At 32.0% G+C, this 23,830-nt stretch carries 25 protein-coding genes; 8 read left to right on the top strand and 17 right to left on the bottom strand.

The window, feature by feature from the left end; translation table 11 throughout:
- The first annotated feature begins 49 nt into the window (after positions 1-49).
- Complete coding sequence (locus EP747_RS02780) at positions 50-814, top strand: arylamine N-acetyltransferase family protein (RefSeq protein WP_165346804.1); 765 nt, start codon at positions 50-52, stop codon at positions 812-814.
- A gap of 110 nt (positions 815-924) precedes the next feature.
- Complete coding sequence (locus EP747_RS25050; protein ID WP_268895566.1) at positions 925-1,056, top strand: hypothetical protein; 132 nt, start codon at positions 925-927, stop codon at positions 1,054-1,056.
- Positions 1,057-1,098: 42 nt separating this feature from the next.
- Here the strand turns inward: EP747_RS25050 and EP747_RS02775 are convergent, their stop codons facing one another.
- Both EP747_RS02775 and EP747_RS02770 read right to left on the bottom strand, forming a co-directional pair.
- Positions 1,099-2,709, bottom strand: a complete 1,611-nt coding sequence (locus tag EP747_RS02775) for a M20/M25/M40 family metallo-hydrolase (protein ID WP_129688427.1) — start codon at positions 2,707-2,709, stop codon at positions 1,099-1,101.
- Between the two features lie 273 nt (positions 2,710-2,982).
- Complete coding sequence (locus EP747_RS02770; protein ID WP_129688426.1) at positions 2,983-3,438, bottom strand: hypothetical protein; 456 nt, start codon at positions 3,436-3,438, stop codon at positions 2,983-2,985.
- Between the two features lie 300 nt (positions 3,439-3,738).
- On the opposite strand from EP747_RS02770, the gene EP747_RS02765 reads away from it, so the two are divergent.
- The gene (locus EP747_RS02765) at positions 3,739-4,170 is read left to right on the top strand and encodes a VOC family protein (RefSeq protein ID WP_129688425.1); all 432 of its coding nucleotides are present in this window, start codon (positions 3,739-3,741) and stop codon (positions 4,168-4,170) included.
- 166 nt (positions 4,171-4,336) lie between these two features.
- Here EP747_RS02765 and EP747_RS02760 read toward each other — a convergent pair whose 3' ends face one another.
- From EP747_RS02760 to EP747_RS02740, 5 genes are all read right to left on the bottom strand, one after another.
- Entirely contained in the window at positions 4,337-5,119 is a 783-nt protein-coding gene (locus EP747_RS02760; protein ID WP_129688424.1) for an SDR family NAD(P)-dependent oxidoreductase, read from the bottom strand.
- A gap of 204 nt (positions 5,120-5,323) precedes the next feature.
- On the bottom strand, positions 5,324-5,488 hold the full coding sequence (locus EP747_RS02755; RefSeq protein WP_129688423.1) for a DUF4083 family protein: 165 nt from the start codon (positions 5,486-5,488) through the stop codon (positions 5,324-5,326).
- A 166-nt stretch (positions 5,489-5,654) separates the two neighbouring features.
- Entirely contained in the window at positions 5,655-6,065 is a 411-nt protein-coding gene (locus EP747_RS02750) for a Fur family transcriptional regulator (RefSeq protein ID WP_129688422.1), read from the bottom strand.
- A gap of 7 nt (positions 6,066-6,072) precedes the next feature.
- On the bottom strand, positions 6,073-6,909 hold the full coding sequence (locus tag EP747_RS02745) for a metal ABC transporter permease (RefSeq protein WP_129688421.1): 837 nt from the start codon (positions 6,907-6,909) through the stop codon (positions 6,073-6,075).
- Positions 6,906-7,682 (bottom strand): metal ABC transporter ATP-binding protein, encoded by a 777-nt coding sequence (locus tag EP747_RS02740; protein WP_129688420.1) that lies wholly within the window; start codon positions 7,680-7,682, stop codon positions 6,906-6,908. Before EP747_RS02740 ends, EP747_RS02745 begins: the two co-directional genes overlap by 4 nt.
- Before the next feature lie 266 nt (positions 7,683-7,948).
- On the opposite strand from EP747_RS02740, the gene EP747_RS02735 reads away from it, so the two are divergent.
- The 3 genes from EP747_RS02735 (at position 7,949) to EP747_RS02725 (ending at position 9,770) form a co-directional block, all read left to right on the top strand.
- Positions 7,949-8,818: a YitT family protein gene (locus EP747_RS02735; protein ID WP_069034159.1), complete on the top strand. Its 870-nt coding sequence runs from the start codon at positions 7,949-7,951 to the stop codon at positions 8,816-8,818.
- Between the two features lie 282 nt (positions 8,819-9,100).
- Complete coding sequence (locus tag EP747_RS02730) at positions 9,101-9,352, top strand: DUF2624 family protein (protein WP_097974270.1); 252 nt, start codon at positions 9,101-9,103, stop codon at positions 9,350-9,352.
- A 118-nt stretch (positions 9,353-9,470) separates the two neighbouring features.
- Entirely contained in the window at positions 9,471-9,770 is a 300-nt protein-coding gene (locus tag EP747_RS02725) for a hypothetical protein (RefSeq protein ID WP_129688419.1), read from the top strand.
- A 470-nt stretch (positions 9,771-10,240) separates the two neighbouring features.
- Here the strand turns inward: EP747_RS02725 and EP747_RS02720 are convergent, their stop codons facing one another.
- Both EP747_RS02720 and EP747_RS02715 read right to left on the bottom strand, forming a co-directional pair.
- Complete coding sequence (locus EP747_RS02720; RefSeq protein WP_129688418.1) at positions 10,241-11,134, bottom strand: deoxyribonuclease IV; 894 nt, start codon at positions 11,132-11,134, stop codon at positions 10,241-10,243.
- Positions 11,135-11,256: 122 nt separating this feature from the next.
- A complete protein-coding gene (locus tag EP747_RS02715; protein ID WP_129688417.1) occupies positions 11,257-12,564 on the bottom strand; it encodes a DEAD/DEAH box helicase in 1,308 nt (435 codons plus the stop codon).
- A 225-nt stretch (positions 12,565-12,789) separates the two neighbouring features.
- Between EP747_RS02715 and vrrA the strand changes: the two genes are divergently transcribed.
- Together vrrA and EP747_RS02705 are read left to right on the top strand one after the other, a co-directional pair.
- A complete protein-coding gene (vrrA, locus tag EP747_RS02710; RefSeq protein ID WP_129688416.1) occupies positions 12,790-13,575 on the top strand; it encodes a VrrA/YqfQ family protein in 786 nt (261 codons plus the stop codon).
- An 81-nt stretch (positions 13,576-13,656) separates the two neighbouring features.
- Positions 13,657-14,601: a 4-hydroxy-3-methylbut-2-enyl diphosphate reductase gene (locus EP747_RS02705; RefSeq protein ID WP_129688415.1), complete on the top strand. Its 945-nt coding sequence runs from the start codon at positions 13,657-13,659 to the stop codon at positions 14,599-14,601.
- Between the two features lie 62 nt (positions 14,602-14,663).
- On the opposite strand, the gene EP747_RS02700 is transcribed toward EP747_RS02705, so the two are convergent.
- The 8 genes from EP747_RS02700 to recO form a co-directional block, all read right to left on the bottom strand.
- Complete coding sequence (locus tag EP747_RS02700; RefSeq protein ID WP_129688414.1) at positions 14,664-15,782, bottom strand: Nif3-like dinuclear metal center hexameric protein; 1,119 nt, start codon at positions 15,780-15,782, stop codon at positions 14,664-14,666.
- On the bottom strand, positions 15,779-16,486 hold the full coding sequence (locus tag EP747_RS02695) for a tRNA (adenine(22)-N(1))-methyltransferase (RefSeq protein ID WP_129688413.1): 708 nt from the start codon (positions 16,484-16,486) through the stop codon (positions 15,779-15,781). The genes EP747_RS02700 and EP747_RS02695 overlap by 4 nt, the downstream gene beginning before the upstream one ends.
- Positions 16,487-16,782: 296 nt before the next feature.
- Complete coding sequence (gene cccA, locus EP747_RS02690; RefSeq protein ID WP_129688412.1) at positions 16,783-17,139, bottom strand: cytochrome c550; 357 nt, start codon at positions 17,137-17,139, stop codon at positions 16,783-16,785.
- Between the two features lie 831 nt (positions 17,140-17,970).
- Positions 17,971-19,089, bottom strand: coding sequence for an RNA polymerase sigma factor RpoD (rpoD, locus tag EP747_RS02685; protein ID WP_069034168.1), 1,119 nt, complete (start codon positions 19,087-19,089; stop codon positions 17,971-17,973).
- Positions 19,090-19,118: 29 nt separating this feature from the next.
- On the bottom strand, positions 19,119-20,927 hold the full coding sequence (gene dnaG / locus EP747_RS02680) for a DNA primase (protein WP_129688411.1): 1,809 nt from the start codon (positions 20,925-20,927) through the stop codon (positions 19,119-19,121).
- 532 nt (positions 20,928-21,459) lie between these two features.
- Positions 21,460-22,272, bottom strand: coding sequence for a pyruvate, water dikinase regulatory protein (locus tag EP747_RS02675; protein WP_129688410.1), 813 nt, complete (start codon positions 22,270-22,272; stop codon positions 21,460-21,462).
- Positions 22,273-22,292: 20 nt separating this feature from the next.
- Positions 22,293-22,931: a helix-turn-helix transcriptional regulator gene (locus EP747_RS02670; RefSeq protein ID WP_098844945.1), complete on the bottom strand. Its 639-nt coding sequence runs from the start codon at positions 22,929-22,931 to the stop codon at positions 22,293-22,295.
- Between the two features lie 97 nt (positions 22,932-23,028).
- Positions 23,029-23,814 (bottom strand): DNA repair protein RecO, encoded by a 786-nt coding sequence (gene recO / locus EP747_RS02665; RefSeq protein WP_097974253.1) that lies wholly within the window; start codon positions 23,812-23,814, stop codon positions 23,029-23,031.
- Positions 23,815-23,830 lie beyond the last annotated feature (16 nt).

Below are 23,830 nucleotides of genomic sequence, written 5' to 3'. Positions count from 1 at the left end.
TGTATACTCATTATATTTACTATTTACATTAAATTTTATGGAGGATTTCATGCTAATCGAGTCATATTTTAAACACATCCGTTTAAATAAAACCCAAACAATTTCATATTCCTCATTAAAACAAATTCATAAGCACCATTTACTTTCAATACCATTTGAAAATATCGATATTATTTCTCAAATACCGCTCTCAATGAATCCTTCTGAAATTATGAAAAAAATAGCTACAGGTAAGCGGGGTGGGATTTGTTTTGAAACGAATTCATTACTTTTTTCAGTCTTACAGGAATTGGGTTTTAATGTATCATTTATTTCAACTAAATTTTGGAATGAAGAAAAACAGTGTTGGAATCCCGAATTCTCACATTTATCTATATTAGTAAAAATTGAAGATCAAAACTACCTCGCAGACGTAGGAATTGGTGGCGGTTTTTTAGAACCACTCTTGCTTCATGACCATTATGAATACTCAGATCCAAATGGATCCTATCGAATAATCGAACAAGACGATTCGAATTTCATACTTCAAAAATTCAATGGAACTTGGAAGGTTTTACTACTCATTTCAATTATTCCAAAACAGCTCCAACAATTCGAAGAACAATTTAACTACTTCCAAACTAGTAATGAAACAATTTTCACCCAATATAAAATCGTCAACTTATTAACGAAAGAGGGAAGAATTTCATTATCAGATCACCAATTAAAAGTAACCAAAAATCATAGAATCTGTATAACTGAAATAAAAAATCAAGATGAGTGGCAATCAATTTTTAATAATCTATTTAATCAAAAAGCAGAAATAAAAGGTTAAACGATTTGCCCATTCCCTGAACAATTTTCCCCACTTTACTCCTCAAACTTCTAATAAATTAGTTAATTTTGCACAAATTAACTGTAATCGAAGTGAAGGGAGCAAATAATTTGAAAAATCGCGAAAAGCAAAACAGCATTATAAGAGAAAGAAGAGAAGACGAAATAAATAATATAACTCAAAGCAAAAAAAATAACCAACCTCTTCCTCAGCCAAAGGATATTGAAGAAATAGAATACTAAAAAAATAAACCTTCTAATTAATATTAGAAGGTTTTATTTTTCTCATTTTATTTTACTAATCATATGAATCACTTCTTCTACTATATAAGGCACTTCTTCAAATGCATTTCTCATATGTAACCTCTCAGTTAACTTATGAGCATCTTTTCCGAACGGTCCGATATTTAAAACAGGGGCATTTAATTTTTCCATTAAACTAAAAGGTAAAGTATAACTGTCTCCCCATACTGGTGTGTTCAACTCGAATGCTTTCCATCCGCTAGGCGAATCACTGTAATTAACATAACTTAAGTCACTTATTCCATTAAAATAGTGAATACGTTTTACGGGTAAATTAAACTGGTTACTAGCAAGATCAGATGAAAATTTAATACACTGCTCCACTAAATCATCTCCAGTAGAATTTATTGCTGGATAGTAAGGTGGTGCAAATAAAATGATAATAGCAGGTGCAAGCTCCTGACATTCAATCATCAAATTGTCTGCAATTCTAAATGACTTCTCACGATCATCCCACTCACTGTGCGAATGAATTTCTTTTTTAAGGTTCAATACATAATCCTCACCGAGCTTCCTGATAGCATATTGCTGCAAGTCTGTATATTGGATAACTTTTACTTTTCCAACTGGATTTACGTTATGTTTTTTACAAATATTTTCATATTCAAAACTACATTCTTCAGCAGATTCGTGAGCTATTTTTTCGAATAAATTAAAAACTTCAGAAGCATTTCTTTTCATTAAAAACACATTGTATAGCGCACATGAACGAAAAGGTGTTTGAGTTGAATACTCTAATCTCAAGTCCTTCTGCTGTAATGTAACAGGTAACGGAGTCTTCTCACCAAAATCAATCTCTTGAAACTCGTCATTCCACTCCATTTTTCTAGTTAAAAAAGATGCAATATATGGAGATGTTATGCCACTTAATGGTTCTCCAGCATGAGTTTCTTTACCATAAAATAATGAGGCTGGCATTATTTTACCGATTGTACCAGAGTAAATATAATACTTTGGATCTCCTGGTTCTTGTGAAAATACGGGCTCACCATTTAAAAATAATTTATAATTTAAATCATATTCTTCCTGAAGATTTACAAGTGTTGAGATTGCGTCACGCATTCCAGCCGAATTTACCTCTTCATCAGGGACGGTTAATAATAAAAGATTAATTGGCCATTCCTCAATACTAGCTTTCTCAATTATACTCATATGCATCGCAAGTCCCATTTTCATATCCATCGAACCACGACCAAATAAATATTCACCTGAATTTAAATCACTTTGAACTTCTTTTGATAATTCATTTAGCCGTTTATGAAAAGCATTTGTTAAATCCTCTGTTTTTGTAGACAAATGTTCAAGCTCACCATATTCTTCTGTATTTACCGTATCAAAATGACTTATAAGACAAATCGTATCTTTTACATCTGGCCGTTTATACAATGCAGTTAAAAATTTCCGACCTTTATCTGAATCATGTAACTTAAGTTGATGTGGTAAGTCTTTAAAATATTGTAAAGCAGATAGCTTGTTAAATAAATTAATTGGAAATTGCCGTTCTCCTTCTGTTAGCGTTATACTTTTCCAGCTTACTAGCTCTGTAAGTAATGTTTTCAAGTTTTCAGGTGAATTCCATAACATCTTATTCATATTTGTCCCCCATAATCATTCTGTAGTTTAAGTTTCAATATCTCTAATTGTAAAAATGGGTAATTCGATCAATATCTCACCTATTCTAGAAATATAACTTAATACCTTTTTTAAATAGTAGAAACGGTGGTAAAAAATAAAAAACCATCTAATTCTAGATGGAAAAATTGGCTTATTAATATACTAAATGAAAATAGAAACAGTCTATAGTCAAATTATTCCTTAAAACTTGATCGCAGACTGATTTAAAGGGCTTGCCAGACAGTCTGACGCTTAATATTGAGCACCATTTATATTCCACACAATAAAAGTACACACAAAGATTAATCCAAATAAGAACATCAATATAAATCCCGATAATTTTGCTAGCCCTTTTTCTTCTTTTATAATTGCTATTACACCAGTAATTAAGCTCGCAAAAAGGCAAATATAATAAATATAAAATGATAAAACCTTTATTGTATTTAATGTTTCGATTGTAAATGCAAAAATCGCACTAATTAAACTACCTAAAACAAAAAAGTATGCTAACTTACCGATTTTTTGGCTAAACTTTATTACTCCGTTTGTAATAATTCCAAAACAACTAATTAGGGAAAACCAAAAAATCCCTTCTAAGATTCTTCTACTAACAATTGGCAACGGCTTAGCAAAATGTCCTATAAATGAAATAAATATAACAAATAATAATAAGAAGACATTTCTTCTATATTTTTTGAGCTCCTGCAAACCACTCAGCCTCCTAGGCTATAAGTTTATTAAACATCTTGCCCTAATGCATACTATTCAACAATTGAGGGAATTCCCCTCTATTAAACGGATAAAATAACAATTCAAAAAAGAACAAAAGTTCCCGTTTTATGTCGAAAAAATTTAAAGTAGTCGACATTGCAAACATATGTTCTTTATTTTATAATTTAGATATGGAAAGAATAGAATATGATAATGGATAGACAAGCGTTCAGAATATTTAAGTCATATTTCTTTCAACTTAACAAAATTAATTTTTAAACAAGGAGTGAAGTGGACATGTCATTAGAATTAATCCCTTATTTAATCATGGATGGAAATGCTCAAGAAGCAATTAATTTTTATGAAAAAGCCCTTGATGCAAAGGTATTATTTAGTCAAACTTATGGAGAAGTTGAAGGCGATTCAGAAGGAAAGATACCGTCAGATGCTAAGAATTTAATCATGCACGCAACGATCCAAATCGGAGAATCAGTATTAATGCTTTCAGATACTTATCCTGGTTACCCGTTCCAAAGTGGAAACCAAGTAACAATTTGTATTTCTACAAATGAAATTGAAATTTCAAAACGATTTTTTGAAGGCCTCTCAGATGGCGGCGAAGTAGAGTTACCATTACAAGATACTGGATTTAGCCCATGTTATGGTAAAGTAGTCGACAAATTTGGCGTATTATTTCAAGTATTTACACACCCTGCCGGGCAGCAATAATTTCATTTATTAATTCAACAACTATTCGTGAATACATTGCTTGTTTAATTTTACATAGTTCTAAACTTCCATATTCCAAAAAATTCAAATTCTTAGTTAGAAATTCATACATAATTAAGCAACTAAAAAACGACTCAGTCAAATATGACTGAGTCGTTTTGATAAATTATATTCTTCTTTGAATATACCTTACAACGTTGGTAACTAATTTTCTTGGCATGAATCGAACAGAATTTGCTAGTATTTTATTCGTCATTCCAGGAATCACAATTGTCTTTCCATCTCTAAATCCCCTATATGCTACTTTAGCAACATCTTTTACATTCCCTACTCCACTTTGGAATAAATTTGATTCATGCATATTGGCACGTTTTCCAAAATTCGTTTCTGTTGCACCAGGACAAACAGCTGTTACTTTAACATTTGTTCCTTTCATTTCATTCGAAAGTGCTTCAGTAAAAGAAAGAACATAAGACTTTGTAGCATAATAAACTGCCATTAAAGGCCCAGGTTGAAATGCTGCTGTAGATGCAATATTCATTACTCCACCTTTATTTCGTTCAATCATCCCTTTTAAAAACAGTTTTGTAAGATGTGTAACTGTACGTATATTTAAATCAATCATGTTTAACTCTTCGTCTAAATTTGTAGTTACAAACTCCCCAAATAATCCAAACCCAGCATTATTCACTAAATAATCAACTTGAATATTTTTGGCATTTAATTCCTTTTGTAAAGAAACTATTTCCTCTTCCTTCGATAAATCCTTTGAAAATAGATGAATCTTTACTTTCGACTTCGATTCAATTTCACTTTTTACTTTCATTAAATTATCGATCGATCTTGCTACTAAAACTAAATCGAATCCATCCTTTGCAAATAAAATAGCTAATTCTTTACCAATTCCTCCAGATGCGCCTGTAATTAATACGGTCTCATTTGACTTCATTTTTTTCTCCCTACTCTTCCCACTTATATTTTTTATCATTTAATTCCAATTATGATTATACGTTTAAACATTTAAACTTATATGATGAAATTTACTATACCTTATAAAAGAAAAAAAGACAATAATATATTGCCTTTAAGAATGTTGAAATAAGCAAGCATACTTAGCTTATTTATCAAGTTTCTATTTCAACTTGAGAGTCTACTAATCTTTTATTAAGTTTTCGTTTATTTTATCAAGCTTTGCCTCAAGTCTCTGCATTTGAAGCCTATTTTTCCTAATAGATCGAAAAATAAATACAACCAAAATAATAATAGCAACTGGTATTAAAAATACAATCAATTGAAAGATTAAATCTCCTATAGCCATATTTTTATACTCCTTTGTTTTTTAAGTGTATTAAAATAATTGCTCACTTCTAATTACAGTATAAACGAAATTGGAAAATTATGTAATATATTCTAAAATATTAGATTACTTATTCCTAAAACAAAAATAGAGAGTACCATTTGTACTCTCTAAAAGTGGATAGAATTCAACTACATTCTGGACAAAGACCGTATATTTCAAATTTATGACTTTGTACTGTATAGCCAGGTAAATCAACAGATAAATTGTCCATAGGGCATCGATAAATACTTTTTGTATTACCACAATCTAAACAAATAAAATGATGATGATGCTCTGAAGAAGAACACTTCGATCGAAAACGTTTTTCACCATCTAGTTCTGTAACTTCCACTACATCTACTTCAATAAATGTAGTTAAATTACGATAGATCGTATCGAAGCTAAGTCCTTTGTATTTATCTTTTAATGCTTGTTGAATATCTCTTGCAGTTACATATTTATTTTGCCTAAAAATATACTCAAGCATATCATATCGTTTAGGCGTATTTTTGAAGCCTCTTTCTTTTAATAATTTTGATGCATCTGCTAATTTCATTTAATCACTACCTTTGACTTGTTCTTAATTTCTTCAAACTTAAAGTAAAAATAAGAATAAGGATTTGCAGGATCACAATCGTACCACCAGGCGCGAGATTTAAATTATAAGAAAGCAAAATACCTGCAACAACTGAAAACTCTCCGAAAATAATTGAAAAGAAAATTGTTTGCTTAAACCCCTTCGAAATTCGTATACTCGCTGCTACTGGTAAAGTCATTAGAGAAGATACTAATAAAACGCCTACAACTCTCATAGAAATTGATACTACTAAAGCAACTAATAAGATAAACAAATAATGAATCCATTTTGCATTAATACCTGAAGCAACTGCATATTCTTCATCAAATGATAATAGGAACAATTCTTTATAAAGTACTATGATAGATATTACTACAAAAACAGCTATAATTATGACAGTAATTAAATCTTCTTGTGACACGGCACTAACACTACCGAATAAATAACTAAATAGATCTGTATTAAATCCATTAGCTAATGAAATTAAAATGACACCTAATCCCATTCCTCCTGAAAGAATAATTGGAATGGCTAACTCTTGATAATGTTTATAAACACTTCTTAATTTTTCAATTAAAAATGCTCCTGCAACTGAAAATGTCATCCCCATAAATAAAGGGCTAATAAAGCCAGATGTAAAGAAAAACTTTTCTAGTAAAAGACTTGCTGCAACTCCTGATAATGTCACGTGACTCAATGCATCAGAAATAAGTGATAATCTCCTAAATACAACAAATACACCTAATAATGGAGCCATAACTCCAATAATCATACCAGTGATTAATGTATTTCTCAGAAAATCATAATGAAAAAAATCCATCATATTCTATCTCCTCCATTCTCGTGATTGTGAGATAGTACATGCACAGAATGTCCATATAGCAGAGACAAATCCTTCTCAGTAGCATCTTTAAACTTATCTCGACTACCATGGAAGTGTAGTCTTTTATTTAAACATGCAACATGTGATACTTTATCAGTAATAATGCCTATGTCATGCGAAACTAATAATAAAGTAATACCAAGCTTAGTATTTAAATCGCTAAGTAATTGATAAAAGCTTTCTACATTTTCAGCATCTACCCCAACGGTTGGTTCATCGAGTATTAATAGTTCGGGATTACTTACAAGTGCTCGTGCAATAAAGACACGCTGTTGTTGTCCACCTGAAAGTTCGCCGATATTACGATTTGCAAATTCATACATTCCAACTGATTTTAAGGCTTCAGCGACTTTTTGTTTATCCGAATTTTTAAAACCGTTAAACAATCCAATTTTAGATACAAGACCTAATGAAACTACCTCAAAAACTGATGCCGGAAATCCAGAATTAAAACTATTCGCTTTTTGAGATACATAACCAATCTTATCCCAACTTTTCATTTTTCGAATATCTGTACCGAATATCTCTATTTTTCCTTCATCTGGTTGTTGGATACCTAATATACATTTTAGTAAAGTTGATTTGCCACTACCGTTTGGACCAACTAGACCTAAAAAGTCTCCTTTTTTTACTAGAAGATTAATGTCTGATAATACCTTTTGACGTTCATAGCTATAAGACAAATCTTCAATTTTTATGATATTTTGACTCATTTATTAAAACACCTTCATCTATTTAGGAATAATTACGTTTTACTTCAAGTTCTTAGTATAAGAGAATACTTCTTATTTGTAAACAAAGAAAACTCGGCAAAATATATATTCGTTTTTAATTAATTTCATGGTTTATCAAAACTTTAAATCCCTTAATTTTCCGAAAAAATCTTTAATGTATTTTTAATAAATGAGTCTTATCACTTTGTGACGAAAAATACAATGTGTTACAATTAATATATAAATATAGATAAAGAGGTGGTTTTTTGAACGCAATTACACATCGTAAGCTTTCAAACTTTAAGATTATTAGACGGGGGTTTTTTATTACATTAGGAGCTGCTTTGATGGCAGCTTGCTTAAAAGCATTCTTTATTCCAACTGATATCATTGATGGTGGAATCGTAGGTATCTCTTTGATCCTCTCCCATATTACTTCGATTAATCTCGGTATTTTTCTATTCTTGTTAAACTTACCTTTTGTAATAGTAGGTTATAAGCAAATCGGTAAAACATTCGCTATCTCAACTTTATTTGGTATCACTGTACTATCAGTATTTACCTCTCTTTTTAAGGACATTCCTCATTTAACTAATGACCCTTTACTAGCTGCATTATTTGGTGGATTAGGTTTAGGAATTGGCGTAGGCTTAGTAATTCGTAATGGTGGCTCACTTGATGGGACTGAAATTATAGGAATACTTTTAACAAAATCATCACCTTTTTCAATTGGTGAGGTTGTTATGGCATTTAATGTATTTATTCTTGGTAGTGCAGGATTTGTATTCGGATGGGATAATGCTATGTATTCATTAATTGCCTATTATGTAGCATTTAAAACAATTGATTTAACAATTGAAGGATTCCAGGATACTAAATCTGTTTGGATCATTAGTGATAATGATAAAGAAATCGGCGATGCTTTAAATGCCCGATTAGGTCGAGGAGTTACATATTTTCATGGCGAAGGTGGCTTTATGGGTGAAGATAAAAAAATCATCTTTACAGTCATTTCAAGACTTGAAGAAGCAAAATTAAAATCGATTGTTGAAGACTATGACGAAAATGCCTTTGTAGCAATCGGAAATATAGCTGATGTTAAAGGTGGAAAGTTTAAGAAGAAAGCAATCCATTAATAGTAAACAATTAAGCTTGAATTCTATCATGAATTCAAGCTTTTCTATTTTAATAGTTTAATTGAGTTATTAATTTAATTCGCTTTTAGATTTTCATCATTCAAATGTTGGTTCTGAATCTCCACGTGAAAGCATAGAAATGTCACAGTTTTCTAACGCTCCCTCCCACTGTTTTACATTATTTTTGAAAAATTAATTGTGTTTAGTGTCCTGTGCTCATTATTTATAACAACCTCTCATAAAATTTATTGATGTAATATTTCACCTAAGAGGAGGTTCAGAATGAATATTATCCAAACTCTCATAAATAAAAAAGTTAATAGTATAACACCAAAGGATTTATTAAAATTAAGCCAACAATATCAAGTGTATATTACTCCAGATCAAGCCAATAAAGTGGCTGCAATATTAAACGGGAAAAATTACAATATTTATGACGCTGAACATAAAAAACAAATTCTTTCCCAAATTGCAAATGTTACCTCTAAAGCCACTGCACAACAAGTTGATATTATTTTTCAAAAGCTAACTTAAGCTTGGTTAAAATGTTCATTAAAAAGCTTTAATTTATAACTCTACTCATTTCACAAATCATATAATGCTCATACAAAGAATCACCTAACTATTCTAAAACGAAATGAGAGGGATTAATATGGATTTGCATGAGCTACATTATGAAATTATTTATTTAGACAAAGAAACAGATGACGAAGTGAAATTCAAACACATGTTTCATATGGATGATTTAAGCCATAACTTAGCTCTTAATATCGCTAGTAGTTTAATCGAACGTGACAAGGCACATGTGGTCTATATTAAATTAATGCATTTAGACGAACATGATCACGAATTAGTTAGTAATGTTGTCACTGTGAAAAGAATTAAGGACGGAAAGATAATTGCTTCATATTTGGATAGTAAGTTAAAGAAGGTTGTAGAAATAGAATTATAAGAAGATCGAATGGGGCTGTCTCATAAGTCGGATTAACTGACTTATGGGTGCCTTTTTTTATTACTAACCGCTAGTAGGGGAGTACCTCTACAGCGCTTATTATTTGTAACTGATAATTTAAAAATAATTAACAGTTTTTTATTCAATTTAGTAAGAATAAGAGCATATTTGCTAGTTTTTCATTTGAAAGTATCTACTTTTATCAGATTTTTAAGTCGTAATACTTTAAGGGGTATGAGTAATTTTGGACATTATTTGCGATTCTTTGGAATTTAATTGCAGTTTTGATAAATTTATTTACGATTCTCTAATTTTAATTGCAGTTTTACCTATTTTAATTGCGATTTACAGATTTTATTTGCAGTCCATTTTTTTTCCAATTTCATCAAGAGCGAAGATAAAGTTCGAACGATCGAATAAGAAAGTAAAGAAAACCAGCCCATTATTTAAATTGAACTGGTTTCATTGAATTATGCTTTCAATAAATCTTGAATTAGGTTTTCATTGAATTCTTGATTGCGTAACATTTCAATTTCTAATTTATACGGTGGAACCTTGTTGTTTTTATCTTCACCAACATATGGAGTTTCTAAAATTTTAGGGATGTCCATTAGTTGTGGATGATGAACAATATAGTTTAATGCTTTAAATCCAATCGACCCAAAGCCAATGTTCTCATGTCGGTCTTTTCGACTTCCCATTGGATTCTTACTATCGTTAATATGAAGTACTTTTATTTTATCGATCCCAATTAAGTGATCGAATTGCTGTAAGACACCATCAAAGTCATTAACGATATCATATCCAGCGTCATTAATATGACATGTATCAAAACAAATTGATAATTTATCGTTGTAGTGTACACCTTCCATAATTCTCGCTATTTCTTCGAATGATTTACCACATTCTGAACCTTTTCCAGCCATGGTTTCAAGCGCAATTTGTACTGGCGTTTCAGCTGTTAATACTTCATTTAAACCTTGAATAATTCTGTCGATACCAGCATCTTCACCAGCGCCTACGTGAGCACCTGGATGTAATACGATTTGCTTTGCTCCTAATGCTGCTGTACGGTCTATTTCTTTTTGTAAAAATTCAACACCTAATTCATAGGTAGCTGGATTTGTAGTATTTCCAATATTGATAATATATGGTGCATGGACTACTATATCAGCAATTCCATTTTCAGCCATATGTTTTAAACCTGCTTCAATATTTAAATCTTCAATTGCTTTACGACGTGTATTTTGAGGCGCACCTGTATATACCATAAATGTATTAGCACCATAGCTTGCAGCTTCTTCACTTGCGGCTAAAAACATCTTCTTACCGCTCATTGAAACATGAGATCCAATTCGTAACATTCTTTCAGCTCCTACCTTAATTAATCATACTTACCATTTTAACATGAAAATCAATCATGGTTAAATGGTTCGCCTGGTTATAAAAGAAAAAGAAAGGAATATTCTTCCTTTCTTTTTTCAAACTATCTACTCGTTTTTCTTTTCACTTTATTTTTAAATGATTCTCTTTGTTCATTCAGTTTACGTTTATAGCCAGGTTTAACTTTAGATGGCTTTTTAATAGCTTTACCAGCAACTGCATCTAAATTTCGATCAGTTTTTTTACGTAGCTTACGTTTTGAGCGAGGTCCTAAATCAACCCATTCACCTTTTTTTAGTTCACGATGCTCAAATGTAATTCCACGATCTTGAAGTTTGTCTAATGCTTGTTCATCTTCTTGATCATAAATTGTGATGGCAGTTCCAGAGAAGTTTGCACGCCCTGTACGACCTACACGGTGGACATAAAAATCTAAATCTGCTGGTAGTTCAATATTTATTACATGACTTACCCCTTCAATATCGATGCCTCGGGAAGCTAAGTCAGTAGCAACAATATATTGGAACTCTAAATCTTGAATTTGCTTCATCATTTTTTTACGTTCACGAGGACTTAAATCTCCATGAATTTGACCAACTTTTAAGCCATATGATGATAATTGACTCGCAACTTCTTCAGCCTTTTTCTTCGTATTTGTAAAGACTATTGCTAAATATGGCTGAAAACTTAATAAAATATCTTTAGCCATTTTAACTTTGTCCTTATGGCGGCTTGGAACAATAATATGTTCAATTTTCTGAGCTGAAAGTTGTTGTGGATTAATATGAATATGTTCAGGATTTTCCATATACTTTTTCAAAAACGGTTTAAGTTTCTCAGGAATTGTCGCTGAAAAAACAAGCATTTGTAGTTTCTTAGGCATTTTTGATGCAACTTGGTCCACATCATGGATAAATCCCATATCTAACATTAAATCCGCTTCATCCACTACTAAATACTTCGTAGTATGAACTAATAATACATTATCATTTACTAAATCTTTAATACGTCCAGTAGTTCCGATTACGATATGTGGCTGTTTCTTTAGTTTTTCAACAGTACGTTTGTAGTCGGTTCCTCCAACGAAGTTTTTTGCAGTTAATTGCTCATCTTCTGGACAACATTCAATGATCGCTTGAACATCATTATAAATTTGAGTTGCTAATTCACGAGTTGGAGCAGTTATTACTAATTGCACTTGATCTACAGATGGATCTAATGTATTAATTGTCGGAATTAGGTATGCATGAGTCTTTCCTGACCCTGTTTGCGATTGACCGATTACACTACGTCCAGTTTTAACTTGAGGTATTATCTTTTGTTGAATTTCTGTTGGTTCTGTAAAGTGTTTCTTCTCTATCGCTTCCAAAATAAATGGTTTTAATTGAAAATTTTTAAATGAAATTGCCATATAACTCACCTTCTTAATTTAAACTTTCTATGAAATGAGGAATCTATCTCCTCGTACAAAATAGCTACAATTATTTATTATACAATAGATTTGCCCAATAAAGCTAATTCTAATTTTTCTTTCTTCTTTAGTAGCATTTTAATTTTTATTCTGTCCTATACTAACCATTTCAAATTATGTGCATAGCCTAAGTAATAAAGAGCATTTTTGAAAGGAGGTATTATATTGGGATTACTTGATAAGTTTAAGAAAAAAAATAAACAGCCTTTTCCGATGAACGGTCCAAATTTTTATAATAGTTATCAACAGCCTTATCAAAATTTACAAAATCCATACGGTGCAAGACCAAATTTTGATCAAAGATATCCATATCCTCAAACACCGCAGCAACCTTATCAGCAACATCAACAACAGTTTTATCCACCAGTCCAACAAATTATTGGGCAACAAGGTCATTATCATCAACCAATTGCATATCAACCGCAGTTAAACGCACATCAACAATATATAAGCCAAAATAAAATTTTACAACCTGTTCCTTTTCAAAATCAGCCAGTAATGCAGGCACAGGGCAGTGGTAATTTTCAGCAACAAGGATCACAAAATCAGTACCCAATGACTGGGCAACCACCCGAAAAAGATGATGATGCCAGTCCAGGATTTTTCTCGCGTTTAATGGGAGGAGACACTTCTATTACAGGTGTCATCGGTAGTATGCAAAAAGCTGTTCAAGCAGCACAACAAGTCACGCCAATGATTCAACAATACGCTCCTGCTATTAAAAATTTCCCTTCAATCTATAAAATATTTAAAGCAGTAAATACCGATGACCCGATTGATACAAAAAAAAGTAAAAATGAGGCTAATGGAATCATTGATGTAGAGCAAACACAAGAAACAAAAACAAAAAAAAGAAAAAAAGCTCCTATTAAGTCAGAAGAAGTAGAACCATCTCATAATATTGAAGAAACTGCATCAAACGTAAATCCAAAACCAAAATTGTTTATGTAAATTTTCTTTTTCTTTGTATAGTAGTATCTTCCTCCTTTATAATAAAAAATGACAACAATATTATAAAGGAGGGGCTACTCCATGAAAGTTATTAAAGTTACCCCACGAGGCTATTGCTACGGAGTTGTAGATGCAATGGTCATTGCTAGAAATGCAGCTAAAGATCCATCACTACCAAGACCAATTTACATACTTGGTATGATTGTTCATAATAAACATGTTACAGACGCATTTGAAGAAGAAGGGATCATTACTTTAGATGGTCCAAGCAGATTAGATATCCTAGATAAGATTGAAAAAGGTACTGTTATTTTTACAGCTCACGGAGTTTCTCCAGAAGTAAAATCAAAAGCAATTAAAAAAGGGCTTACGACGATTGATGCGACATGTCCAGATGTAACGAAAACACATGATTTAATTAAAGAACGAATGGCTGAAGGCTATCACTTTATTTATATTGGTAAAAAAGGACATCCGGAACCAGAGGGCGCAGTTGGAATCGCCCCTTCGATTGTTCACCTAATTCAAAATAAATCTGATATTGATGCATTAGAAATTCCTACTGATAAAATTATCATTACAAACCAAACAACTATGAGCCAATGGGACGTAGTAGAATTAATTCAATACGCAATTAAAAAGTATCCGACTGCTCATGTTCATAAAGAAATTTGTATGGCAACTCAAGTACGTCAAGAAGCGATTGCAGATCAAGCAAGCCAAGCAGATTTAACAATTGTCGTAGGTGACCCGATGAGTAATAACTCAAATAGACTTGCTCAAGTTTCGCATGAAATTGCAGGAACAAAGGCATTTCGTATTTCAGATATTACTGAACTTCAATTAAAATGGTTAGAGGGCGTTGAGACTGTAGCAGTTACGTCTGGAGCTTCTACTCCAACACCGATAACTCGTGAGGTTATCGCATTTTTAGAGAAATATGATCCAAACGATGAAAGCACTTGGGATACAAAATCAGGAGTAGAATTAAGTAAAATACTACCTAAAGTTAGAATAAAAGACTAAACAAATAGGACTTCTGGATTTTTAACCCAGAAGTCCTATTTGTTTATTTGTAAAAAAAACTTTTAAATAAATGTAAATGGATCAGTGTGGATCGTTGAAGCGATAATTTCACAAGCCATGTTTTTTTCTTTTAATTTATTATCTAAAAGACGTTTAACACCTAATTTCATTACTTTTTCAATATTGTGACCTGCATCAACTATATTTAAATTAAGCATTTTCCAATCCTGTGCCACGTGGTAATATATATCACCACTTAAATAAACATCTGCACCATTTCTTTTTGCATGATAGGCAAACTTATTTCCATCTCCACCTACAATTGCAACTTTTTTTACTCGATCTCTTAAGTTCCCTACCACTCTTACACCTTGTAAATCTAATTTTTCTTTCACATAATGCGCAAATTCTTCTAATGAAATTTCTTCTTTAAGGCTTCCGATTCTTCCAATCCCAAATGTTTTGCCTTCATTTTCTAGTATGTGTGTATCATATGCTACTTCTTCATACGGATGAGCTTTTTGCATGACTTTTAGAATTTGTTTTAATTTTAATTGGGGAACAACTGTTTCGAGCTTTACCTCATCAACTTCTTCTAATTGACCCTGTTGCCCAATAAAAGGTGTTGTCCCCTCTAACGGCATAAATGTCCCTGTTCCATTCGAACTAAAGCTACAATGGCTGTAATCACCAATATGACCTGCCCCAGCATCACAAATTGCATTTAATACAATTTCTGCATGAGTTTTCGGTACAAATACAACTAACTTAATTAATTTTTCTACATATGTAGGAGCGAGAACACTCGTATTTTCTAATTGTAAAGCTTCGGCTAAAAAATCACTCACACCGATTTCTGCAATATCAACATTTGTATGTGCTGCAAAAACAGCGATATCATGTTTAATACAAAGTTCAACAATTTTACCCGGTTCACTGTCTGTATCAATCTTTTTTAAAGGACGATAAATAATAGGATGGTGAGCAATAATTAGGTTCGCTCCTATTGAAATTGCCTCTTCTACCACCTCTTTTGTGACGTCTAATGCGATTAATACCTTTGACACTTGTTTTGATAATGTACCTATTTGAAGACCATTTGGATCACCTTCCTCAGCTAAATGCTTAGGGAATAGTTCTTCAAAATGTTGTACTACCTGAAAACCATTTACCGATTTCATGAAAGCACCTCTTTTATCCACTCAAGTTTCTGTTCGACTTCTTTAATTTTCTGAACTGATTCCTCTGTTTGTTTTGCAGATTCAAGTTGAGTTAAGATTCTTTCAAAATTATTTTTTTCATGTTCCCATTTCTTCTTAAATGCATCATTTTTGTTTTTTAATAAGTAGGGACCTATAAATAGTTCCATATCTTTCTTTTCACTGTAAGCACTATTTGGATTCGATTTAGAAGATACTAGAATTTCATAGATTTTTCCATCCTCTTCTAATATATCTTCTTCCACAAGAGAATATCCTTCTTTATCAAGCCAATTTCTAATTTGATGTGCACCAATGTTTGGTTGCAACACTAATGTTTCAACACCTTGAAGTTTTTCTTTACCATTTTCTAATATGCTAGAAATCAAAGAACCACCCATTCCAGCTATTGTTATGACATCTACTTCGTTTGGTACTAAAACCTCCAATCCGTCTCCCATTCTTGCTTCTACAATTCCTTCTAGCCCACTTTGACGAATTGTAGAACGTGCTGAATTATATGGACCTTCAGTAATTTCCCCAACAATTGCTGAGGTACATCTTTTATTTAAAACTGCATAACAAGGTAAATAAGCATGATCTGATCCAATATCAGCTAATTTTGTGCCCTCTGGTATGTAATCAAATACTCTTTTTAAACGCTTTGATAAATTAACTTCATTCATAACAAAATCACCATTTCATTTTATTTTCATATCATCATTTTACACTATAGTAGTCTAGAAACCAAAATGACCCCTTCTTAACGAAGAGGTCATTTCAGACTGATTGCCAAACGCTCGCTTTCTTTGTTGCTTCGGCCGCTTGCGGTGCTCATTACCGTCTTAGGTAACTCCGCTCCTCTTCGACCTTCGCGCCTCGAAAGACAAGCGTTTTCAATCAGTCTGAAAATCAAATTTTTGTACTTTGACCAAACAGTGAAATGACCCCTTCAATCGAAGAGGTCATTTTATATGCTTGTTTATTTTTTCTCAGATAACCATTTAGCAACAGCATCCAATTGTGGTCCTTGTAGTAAACCAGCTGGCATTCCGCCTTCTTTACCGTTTTTAAGAATGTCTTTGATTTGATCTTCTGAGTATTTTGAACCTACTTTAGTTAAGTTTGGTCCTACAACCCCTTGTAATTGATCACCATGACAGCTAACACATGTTTGAGCATATATTTCATCTGGCTTAGTTGATGCTGTTTGCGCCGGTTTTTTATCACCGTTAGCAATTTCATCAGCCTGTTTTGCTCCTTTTAATGAAATAATTAGCATGACTGCGATTCCTAGTGCTGCAATTAGAGCAAAAGGAATTAATGGATTTCGTTTCATTATGATCCCCCTTATGTAACCCCTTAAAAAAATAAAATTAATTACTATAACATTATTATTGTATACGATTAAAAACAATAAAAAAAGTATTATATTGGATAAATTTAAAAATTGTTAAACGATTTCAAAATTAAATAAACCTTCCTACTATAAAGAATTAAATTCGATATAGCATAATTGCAAATTATATTTGTATAAACTCACCTCTTGATAAATGAAATAAGTAAGTTTTTTTAAGAAACCATTTAAAACAATCATCACCCATTAAACTTTTAATTTGATTTTAATCATTTTCACAAAAAAGCTTAAGCAAAAGATTCATCCCATTCTATTATGAAACTCTAATAAAATAATTGCTAATACGATATAGGTAATATGTCTTCAAAACATTTATTTTATATTTAGTAGTATTGAACTAATTATAAAATTTATTAAAAAAGTAGGGAAAATGAGTATTTGCAAATTTAAAGACAATTCTGTAAAATAAAGTAAATAGGTATCCAATTGTATAAAATGATGGAATTACTACTAGCGTCTCCATAATTTATAATAACCATTTTTGCTTAAATTATCCTTTGATTCGTCTTCAGAATAAATTGTTAAAAGATCATTTTAATATTGTTCTAAGAGAATCTAGTTTCCATCACTATCTTTGGTCATCCAGTTCAGTATTACAGTATGTAGCATAGCACTACAGTTATTTATTTAGTACGGACATTCGATATATTTTGACAAAACTTTTATCGTGACTTATTTACTAATTAAAACGTTTTCATTTTTAATATAAGTAAAAAAGTTTACCCAATAAAGGATAAACTCTTTTTAAACATCCTATTCTAAGAAATCTTTTAGACGTTTGCTGCGGCTTGGATGACGTAATTTACGTAGAGCTTTTGCTTCAATTTGACGAATACGCTCACGTGTAACTCCAAATACTTTACCAACTTCTTCTAAAGTACGAGTACGTCCATCATCTAATCCAAATCGTAAACGTAAAACATTTTCTTCACGATCTGTTAATGTATCAAGAACATCTTCTAATTGCTCTTTTAGCATTTCATAAGCTGCATGCTCAGCTGGAGAGGTTGCTTCAGAATCTTCAATGAAATCACCTAAGTGTGAATCATCTTCTTCACCAATTGGTGTTTCTAATGAAACTGGCTCTTGAGCAATTTTAAGGATTTCTCTAACCTTTTCTGGTGGTAAATCCATTTCTTCACCAATTTCTTCAGGAGATGGCTCGCGACCTAGATCTTGAAGCAATTGACGTTGAACACGAATTAATTTGTTAATTGTTTCCACCATATGAACTGGAATACGGATCGTTCTTGCTTGGTCAGCAATTGCACGAGTAATCGCTTGACGAATCCACCAAGTAGCATATGTACTAAATTTATAACCTTTACGATAATCAAACTTTTCAACGGCTTTGATTAATCCCATATTACCTTCTTGAATAAGGTCTAGGAAAAGCATACCGCGTCCTACATAACGTTTTGCAATACTTACTACTAATCGTAAGTTCGCTTCCGCTAGGCGTCGTTTAGCTTCCTCATCGCCTTCTTCAATACGTTTCGCTAAATTGATTTCATCTTGTCCAGAAAGTAAATCAACTCGGCCAATTTCTTTAAGGTACATACGTACTGGGTCATTAATTTTTACTCCAGGAGGAACACTTAAATCATTTAAGTCAAATTCTTCTTCCTTCTCTAATTGAGTTCCTCTAGGTTCATCATCAGCATCACCAACAATATCAATACCTTGTTCACCTAGTTGCTCATAAAATTCTTCAAGTTGATCTGAATCAATTTCAAATCCGTTTAAACGATCTGCAATTTCTTCATATGTAATTACACCACGTTTTTTACCATTTTCAATTAATAATGCTTTTACTTGATCAAGTGTTACTTCTGTTTCCGTATCTTTAGAACGAGCCGATTTATCAGCCATCTGTTCCCCTCCTTCGAAAAGTTCGCGAATCATTTAACATATTTCATACTAGATCTTAGCTGTGTGATTTGTTGGAGAATCGTTGCAGCTTTTACAAAATCTCCTTCACGTTCAGCTTTTTTCAGATCTATTTCTTTTTCACGTATACGTTGTTGTTTATCATAGTTGTTTAATGCATCTAAATAATCCTTTAACTCTCGCTCTGTTAGTTCAGGTGCTATCTGTAAATTGACAATTTTTGAAACTACTTCAAGTAACCTTTTTGAAGGAAGGTAATTCATAAATTTACTAATGTTAGACTCATTGCCCTCTTCATAATAAGCATAAAGATGGATTATAATCTCGGAATAATCATTATTGTAGAATAGACCCTGATATTGCTGTCTTACTTTTTCAGCCACGTCACTGCTATTTAACATATGAGCTAAAAGTAGTTGTTCAGCTCTAACATGTGCAGGAAGAAGTGTCTTAGTAGTAATATCGCGTTTGATATCAGTTTTTACTTCTGTTACATTAGATATACGATTTGCCTGATTACTATATTGTCCAAATTCCTTCTTAAGTACTTCAATCGAGATAGTAAACTCTTTTGAGAGTTGATTTAAGTAATAATCTTGTTCGATCAGTTGACTTAGCTTAGCAATTTCTTGTAGCATTTCTTTTATATACTGAAATTTAACAGTTTCATCTAAAAGATTTTTTCCTTTTCGATGATATTGCATTTTAAAACTCATTAATGATACACTAGCTTCAATAATAGAGGTATTAAATTTTTCTGGACCAAATTTTCTTATATATTCATCGGGATCTAAGCCATCAGGCATTTGTGCAACTTTAATTGTAAATCCTTCTTTTTGAAGAATTTTAGCTGCTTTTTCAGTTGCGTTAATACCAGCCTGATCTGAATCATAGCATATAATAATTTGATCAACAGTTGTTTTCAAGACTTTCGCTTGATCCTCTGTCAATGAAGTTCCCATGGTTGCAACTGCATCATGGACACCAGCTCTAAACGCAGAAATGACATCTACGAAACCTTCCATCAAGATTGCCCGATTTTGCTTTCGTATGACATTCTTTGCTTGGTAAAATTGATATAATAATTTTCCTTTATGGAAAATTGAAGATTCAGGACTATTTAAATATTTTGGTGACCCTTCACCCATTATTCTTCCACTGAATGCAACAATTTTTCCTTGATGGTTATGAATTGGAAAAATTAATCGATTTCTAAATCGATCATAGTAATTACCATCCCGTTCACTTCGAACAACTAGACCAGCTTTCTCCATGATTGGCATTGGATAGCCACGTTTTTCTAACACCTTAGTAACAGCATCCCAAGAATCTAAAGCAACGCCAAGCTCAAAATGCTTTATTTCCTCTTTAGAAATTCCTCTGTTAAGTAGGTATTCTAATGCCTGCTTACCTTCTGTTGTGTTAACTAATAGATGATGATAGTACTTTTTGACAAACTCATGAGCTTCAAGCATAATGCCTTGCTCAGTAGCTTGTGGATTCTTGACTGTGTCAACTGTATCTGAAGGTAAAGTGATATTTGTCTTTTTTGCAAGCTGATGGACAGATTCTTGAAAGTTAAGTCCTTCAAGCTGCATAATGAAAGAAATCGCATTTCCTCCAGCACCGCATCCAAAACAATGAAAAATTTGTTTTTCAGGAGACACAGAAAAAGATGGTGTGCTTTCTCCATGAAAAGGACAAAGTCCAAAATAATTTCTTCCTTGTTTTTTCAGAGGAACATACTCACTTACTACATCAACTATGTCAACTGACTGACGAACCTGCTCGACAAGTTCATCGGGAATTCTGTTTCCCATACTGACAGCTCCATATACTATTTTATTCGATAAAACTCACTGTATTCCTTCATGATTCGACAAAAATATTTCCATATATTTAAACTTAAGTTAATTCACTTTATAAGTCATATATGAATTAATAATTATCTAAAAAAGAAGTGCTAAACAGTAGTTCATAAGCATTGCATCCAACTGCTAGTTCTGGCTTTCATTAAACCCATTTATTTATCGCTTATGATTAATTTCTACACGTCTTTTGTAATTCCTTCAAAACATGTATCGATTTATGTAGTTTTATTTCCATCTTCAATAAACTAGGAAGCACATATTCATAGTTTATTCGTAAGTATAAAAAGTTAAACCTATTATTAGTTCATTTCATACAATTTTTTATTATAATCTATTTTAATTAGGAAATCTAGCAATAAGTACTAAAGAATTTCAACTTTGCTAATTTATTGAAATTCCTATTTAAAAAGTTGAAAACACATTAGATTACTCTAATGTGTCAGTCTAAAAAGTTCGATCATCATTTTTAATTTCAAAAAAATTATCTAATCTGCTTATTTTGGTAATAATAATTTAATATTACATTTGCGGATTCTTCTACTGCCTTACTTGAAACATCTACAACTTTACAGCCAATTTGTTTAACAACATTATTGAAATGTTTTAGCTCTTCTTCAATTCTTGAAATATTAGCATAACTAGCTCCGTCGTGAAGTCCTAATGAAATTAATCTTTCTTTTCGAATATGGTTTAATTTTTCTGGAGAAATCATTAGCCCAATACACTTTTCTTTTGGAACTTTAAGTAGTTGTTCTGGTGGATCTACTTCTGGAACTAAAGGCACGTTGGCAACTTTAAATCCTTTATGAGCAAGATATTGTGATAAAGGAGTCTTTGATGTTCTAGACACACCGATTAAGACTATATCAGCTTTTTCAATACCTCTTGGGTCTCTTCCATCATCATATTTAACCGCAAATTCAATTGCCTCTATACGTTGGAAATAATCTTCATCTAGTTTGCGAACAACACCAGGTTCATTTCTAGGTTCAAGTTTATGAATCGTTGAAATTTTATCGATTAATGGACCGATTAAGTCATATACGATTACACCAGCATTTTGCGCTTCCTCTAATAATTTCTTTCTCATATCAGGTTTTACTAATGTAAATACAATAATACCATTATTTTCTTTTGCTACTTGAACTATTTCAATTAATGTTGCATTATCTTCAACGTATGGTACACGTCTAATCTCGAATTTTTGATGAAATTGACTAATAGCCGCCTTTACGACATGCTCTGCTGTTTCACCAACAGAATCTGATACAACATAAACGATTGAATTGCCCATATGTTCACCTCTTAACTTTACTAAAACATATCATTGTTCATTAAGTCTACAATCGCACGAGTAAAATTTGTTTTTGTAAATCGACCAATTACCTCAAGTCCATGCTCACTTTCACGAACAACAGGGACAGCATCAATTTGTTTTTCAATTAAACTCTTAGCTACATTATAAATTGTATCATCTTTATAGCAAATTGTAATGTTTGGCATCCTCGTCATAATAATATCTACGGGTAATGTATGCAAATCTTTATTTCCTATACTTGCACGGAGTAAGTCTTTTCTCGAAAGTACTCCTGTTAAAACCGAATTTTGATCAACAACAAATAACGTTCCTACATCCTCAAGAAACATTGTAACTATCGCATCATACACTGATGAACTTCGATCTACTACAACAGGAATCGCCTGAAATTCCTTTACAGTCAATTTTTTAATTCTGTCTATAACCTGTGCACCGCTTGTTCTTCCTGTGTAATAATATCCTACTCGTGGTCTTGCCTCTAAAAAACCAGTCATTGTAAGAATAGCTAAATCCGGGCGAAGCGTAGCTCTTGTAAGTGCTAGCTTATCAGCTATATGTTCACCTGTAATTGGTCCATTATTTTTTACAATTTCAAGTATTTGAGTTTGTCTCTTTGTCAGTTCTATTTCCCTCACCCCTAACTATCCAATATGTTATACTCTCTAATAAATATTATATACTATTTTTACAATTTAAAAAAGAAAGAAGGAAATAGGTAGCCTATTTCCTTCCTTAGGTTTCTGAATTTTTATTAGTTTTCAGAAAATTATCCATATTTTTTAATTGTTCTAAAAACTTGCGTGACTTTAAATAGATTCCACTATATTCATCATAATAAGAAAATAAAATTTGTTGTAAGTTTTTCTTTGTTGCTTCACTAACTTCAATTTTGCCAAGTCGATTTACATCAAAATGATAAAATAATCTCATTAACTTAACCGACTTTTCAGTAACTGAAAAAGCATATGGATCAGTATGTTTACAACGCTGACATAAGAACCCACCTTCTTTAACTGAAAAGGCTACAAATATATTTTCATTTGCACTACATCTACAATTCACACATTGATCAAAAAATGGGTGATATCCTAATACAGGTATCATTTTCGTCATAAATAAATAAGTCAAAACTTCAGCGTCTGCACCTTCATTCATGTGCTGTAGTAATTGAAGGACCAATTCAAATAAATACGGATTATTTTTTTTCTCTTCTACCGCTTTATCTGTAAGTTCTACAACAATCGAAGCATACGCAGTTGCAACTAAATCGCTTCTTAATTCACGAAATGAATCAATCAGTTCTCCTTGACTTAATGTACCTAAACCAGATCCTTTTTGAATTAAAAACGACCCATATGTAAAGAGTTGTGTAACAGAAGCAAGTCGACTATTCGTCTTCTTTGCTCCTCTTGCCACAACTCCTATCTTACCTAATTCTCTTGTTAAGAGAGTAATAATAACATTTGATTCTCCATATGCGTTTGCCCTTAATACAATTCCTTCTACACGCTGTAACATTTAACTCACCATCCAA

The sequence above is a fragment of the Gottfriedia acidiceleris genome (genome assembly GCF_004138285.1).
Classification (GTDB): Bacteria; Bacillota; Bacilli; order Bacillales; family Bacillaceae_G; genus Gottfriedia; species Gottfriedia acidiceleris_A.
The sequence above is the reverse complement of the archived record's forward strand: the minus strand, read 5'-3'. Positions and strand labels throughout refer to the sequence as shown.

Excerpts from the sequence above, each read along its gene's own strand:
- EP747_RS02675 (WP_129688410.1), bottom strand. The coding sequence starts at position 22,272 with ATGGGCAATTCAATCGTTTATGTTGTATCAGATTCTGTTGGTGAAACA.
- EP747_RS02765 (WP_129688425.1), top strand. The coding sequence starts at position 3,739 with ATGTCATTAGAATTAATCCCTTATTTAATCATGGATGGAAATGCTCAA.
- EP747_RS02695 (WP_129688413.1), bottom strand. The coding sequence starts at position 16,486 with ATGAATGAAGTTAATTTATCAAAGCGTTTAAAAAGAGTATTTGATTAC.
- EP747_RS02725 (WP_129688419.1), top strand. The coding sequence starts at position 9,471 with ATGGATTTGCATGAGCTACATTATGAAATTATTTATTTAGACAAAGAA.
- dnaG (WP_129688411.1), bottom strand. The coding sequence starts at position 20,927 with ATGGGAAACAGAATTCCCGATGAACTTGTCGAGCAGGTTCGTCAGTCA.
- cccA (WP_129688412.1), bottom strand. The coding sequence starts at position 17,139 with ATGAAACGAAATCCATTAATTCCTTTTGCTCTAATTGCAGCACTAGGA.
- recO (WP_097974253.1), bottom strand. The coding sequence starts at position 23,814 with ATGTTACAGCGTGTAGAAGGAATTGTATTAAGGGCAAACGCATATGGA.
- EP747_RS02740 (WP_129688420.1), bottom strand. The coding sequence starts at position 7,682 with ATGAGTCAAAATATCATAAAAATTGAAGATTTGTCTTATAGCTATGAA.
- EP747_RS02700 (WP_129688414.1), bottom strand. The coding sequence starts at position 15,782 with ATGAAATCGGTAAATGGTTTTCAGGTAGTACAACATTTTGAAGAACTA.
- rpoD (WP_069034168.1), bottom strand. The coding sequence starts at position 19,089 with ATGGCTGATAAATCGGCTCGTTCTAAAGATACGGAAACAGAAGTAACA.
- EP747_RS02755 (WP_129688423.1), bottom strand. The coding sequence starts at position 5,488 with ATGGCTATAGGAGATTTAATCTTTCAATTGATTGTATTTTTAATACCA.
- EP747_RS02715 (WP_129688417.1), bottom strand. The coding sequence starts at position 12,564 with ATGGCAATTTCATTTAAAAATTTTCAATTAAAACCATTTATTTTGGAA.
- EP747_RS02750 (WP_129688422.1), bottom strand. The coding sequence starts at position 6,065 with ATGAAATTAGCAGATGCATCAAAATTATTAAAAGAAAGAGGCTTCAAA.
- EP747_RS02745 (WP_129688421.1), bottom strand. The coding sequence starts at position 6,909 with ATGATGGATTTTTTTCATTATGATTTTCTGAGAAATACATTAATCACT.
- EP747_RS02720 (WP_129688418.1), bottom strand. The coding sequence starts at position 11,134 with ATGTTACGAATTGGATCTCATGTTTCAATGAGCGGTAAGAAGATGTTT.
- EP747_RS02730 (WP_097974270.1), top strand. The coding sequence starts at position 9,101 with ATGAATATTATCCAAACTCTCATAAATAAAAAAGTTAATAGTATAACA.
- EP747_RS02760 (WP_129688424.1), bottom strand. The coding sequence starts at position 5,119 with ATGAAGTCAAATGAGACCGTATTAATTACAGGCGCATCTGGAGGAATT.
- EP747_RS02780 (WP_165346804.1), top strand. The coding sequence starts at position 50 with ATGCTAATCGAGTCATATTTTAAACACATCCGTTTAAATAAAACCCAA.
- EP747_RS02705 (WP_129688415.1), top strand. The coding sequence starts at position 13,657 with ATGAAAGTTATTAAAGTTACCCCACGAGGCTATTGCTACGGAGTTGTA.
- EP747_RS02775 (WP_129688427.1), bottom strand. The coding sequence starts at position 2,709 with ATGAATAAGATGTTATGGAATTCACCTGAAAACTTGAAAACATTACTT.